Here is a 2,652-nt window from a genome sequence, read left to right on the forward strand (position 1 = left end):
GGATGCACGGCCCGGCTATTTCCGCGTCCGGAGTGCGTGTGGCCACAGCGGGGGCCGACGATCCTTCGAGACTCGCTGCGCTCGCACCTCAGGATGACGGAGCATGATTGGCTGAACGAAGAGCTGCCACGACTTATTGAGAAGGCCCGAACACTTTCCGCCCTCGTCATTTTCCGCTTTACTGCCGGCAACAGCCGGGCCCTGATCCCTGCGACACAACAAAATGGAGGGATCGCTTGGCATCGGTGGAATTGCGTAGCCTGGTCAAGCGGTTTGGATCGTTTGTCGCAGTTGATGACGTCTCCCTCAAAATTGATCACGGCCAGCTCGTTTGCCTGCTCGGGCCATCCGGCTGCGGCAAGACCACGACCCTGCGGCTGATCGCAGGGTTCCTCGAACCATCCGACGGCGAGATCCGCGTCGGCGACCGCGTGGTGTCGTCGAAGGCGCGCACGCTGCCGCCCGAGCAGCGCAACATGTCGATGATCTTCCAGAGCTACGCGCTGTGGCCACACATGACGGTGGCGGAGAACATCGTCTACGGGCTGCGCCTGCGCAAAATGGATCGCGACAGCATCGCGAAAAAGCTCGCCGCGATCCTGGCGACGACCAAGCTGGAACCGCTGGCGCAGCGCTATCCGGGCGAGCTCTCCGGCGGCCAGCAGCAACGTGTCGCGCTGGCGCGCGCGCTGATCGTCGGCCCCGAGACGCTGCTGCTCGACGAGCCGTTGTCGAACCTCGACGCCAATCTGCGCGAGGAGATGCGGTTCGAGATCCGCCGCCTGCACGACGAGTATCGCTACACCACCGTCTACGTCACCCACGATCAATCGGAGGCGATGACGACGGCCGACCTGATCGCGGTGATGAATGCCGGCAAGATCGACCAGCTCGGCGCGCCTGAGGACATCTACGCGCGGCCAGAATCCGAATTCGTCGCGCGCTTCATCGGCGCGGCCAATGTGATCAAGGGCACCGCGCGCGATGCAACCCATGTCGAGTTCGCCGGCGCGACGCTCGAGGTGGTCGGCGCCAGGCTCACGGCCGGCCAGAGCGCACCGGTCGCGATCCGCCAGCATGAGATCCAGCTCTCGACCCACGTCCCCCCGGCAGCGCCGAACACGCTCAAGGCCGTCGTGACCCGGCAGGTCTATCTCGGCATGAACCGCGACTACATGGTGGAAACATCAGACGGCACCTCGCTGCGGGTGACCACGCCGACGGAAACCGCGGTCGAGAAGGGCAGCGAGGTCTGGCTGACCCTGCCGCCCGAGCGCTGCCGGGCGCTCAGCCGATAACAGCAAGAAACGGAGGCACGCGATGCGGAAGCCAATTTCCAGACGCGATGTCCTGAGAGGCGCCGCGACGCTTGCAGCCGGCGCGGTGTTCGCTGCACCCGCGCGCGCCGCGGCACCTGAGCCGACCTCGATCACGCCCGATCTCGTCGCGGCGGCGACCAAGGAAGGCAAGCTCGTGTTCTATTCGTCGATGGACCTGCCCGTCGGCGAAAAGCTCGGCAAGGCGTTCGAAGCCGCCTATCCCGGCATCACGGTGCAGATCGAGCGCTCCGGCTCGGAGCGGCTGTTCCAGCGCGTGGCGCAGGAATTCGACTCGAACATCCACGCCGCCGACGTCGTCAACAGCGCCGATGCCTCGCATTTCATTCCCTGGAAGAAGAGCGGCTGGCTGATGCCGTTCGTGCCCGAGGACGTCGCCAAACATTTTCCCGACAATTATCGCGATCCGGACGGCATGGCCGTGACCACGCGGCTGTGGCTGTCGTCGATCGCCTACAACACCAACCTGGTGAAGGCGGAGGATGCACCGAAGAGCTTTGCCGACCTGCTCGATCCCAAGTGGATGGGGAAGATGGTGAAAGGCCATCCGGCCTATAGCGGCACCATCATGACCACCACGTTCCAGATCGTGCGCGAACTCGGCTGGCCGTATCTGGAGAAACTTTCCAAGCAGCGCGTGATGCAGGTGCAGTCCTCGACGGATCCGCCGAAGAAGCTCTCGCTCGGCGAGCGCGCGGTCATGGCTGACGGCAATGAATATGGCATCGTGCTGCTGAAGGAGGCCGGACAACCGGTCGAGCCGGTCTATCCGACCGAAGGCACGCCGACGATCTCGGGGCCGACCGGCATCTTCGCCACAGCACCGCATCCGAACGCCGCAAAGCTGTTTCAGGCCTGGCTGCACACCCGCGAAACCCAGCAATTCTTCGTCGACTTCACCGGCCAATATTCGCTGCACGCGCAGGTGCAGCCGAAGGCCGGCCGGCGCAAGCTCGCCGACATCAAGCTGATGAAGGAGGACCCGGCGGGGGTAGAGGCGATGACCGAAGAGATCAAGACGCGCTATGCGCGGCTGTTTCGGGTGTGAGGATGTGGCTCTCACACCCATCGTCATTCCGGGATGCGCCTCTTGGCGCAGGCCCGGAATCCATAACCACAATCGTGAGTATGGATTCCGGCCGCGCGCTTCGCGCGCCCCCAGGTGCGCAGTTGCGCACCCGGAATGACGAAGGAAGGTTTGGTACATGACTACAACCACCAACCCCACCCCCAAACCCCGCATCGACTGGACACGCCCCGTGCCGTGGCGGGTCTCGGCGGTGGTCGTGCCCACTAACCCTACCGCCCACGCGAG

The 2,652-nt window shown here is 64.4% G+C and carries 2 protein-coding genes; both read left to right on the forward strand.

Annotation, left to right across the window (positions count from 1 at the left end):
• Nucleotides 1–245: 245 nt before the first annotated feature.
• Entirely contained in the window at nucleotides 246–1,298 is a 1,053-nt protein-coding gene (locus FNJ47_RS45495) for an ABC transporter ATP-binding protein (RefSeq protein ID WP_347341822.1), read from the forward strand.
• 22 nt (nucleotides 1,299–1,320) lie between these two features.
• Nucleotides 1,321–2,385, forward strand: a complete 1,065-nt coding sequence (locus FNJ47_RS45500; RefSeq protein WP_163163251.1) for an ABC transporter substrate-binding protein — start codon at nucleotides 1,321–1,323, stop codon at nucleotides 2,383–2,385.
• The last annotated feature ends 267 nt before the right edge of the window (nucleotides 2,386–2,652 follow it).

Source organism: Bradyrhizobium uaiense (assembly GCF_010811875.1).
Taxonomy (GTDB): Bacteria; Pseudomonadota; Alphaproteobacteria; order Rhizobiales; family Xanthobacteraceae; genus Bradyrhizobium; species Bradyrhizobium uaiense.

What these genes read in the sequence shown, in the direction of transcription:
- FNJ47_RS45500 (WP_163163251.1), top strand. Translation starts at nt 1,321, where the DNA reads ATGCGGAAGCCAATTTCCAGACGCGATGTCCTGAGAGGCGCCGCGACG.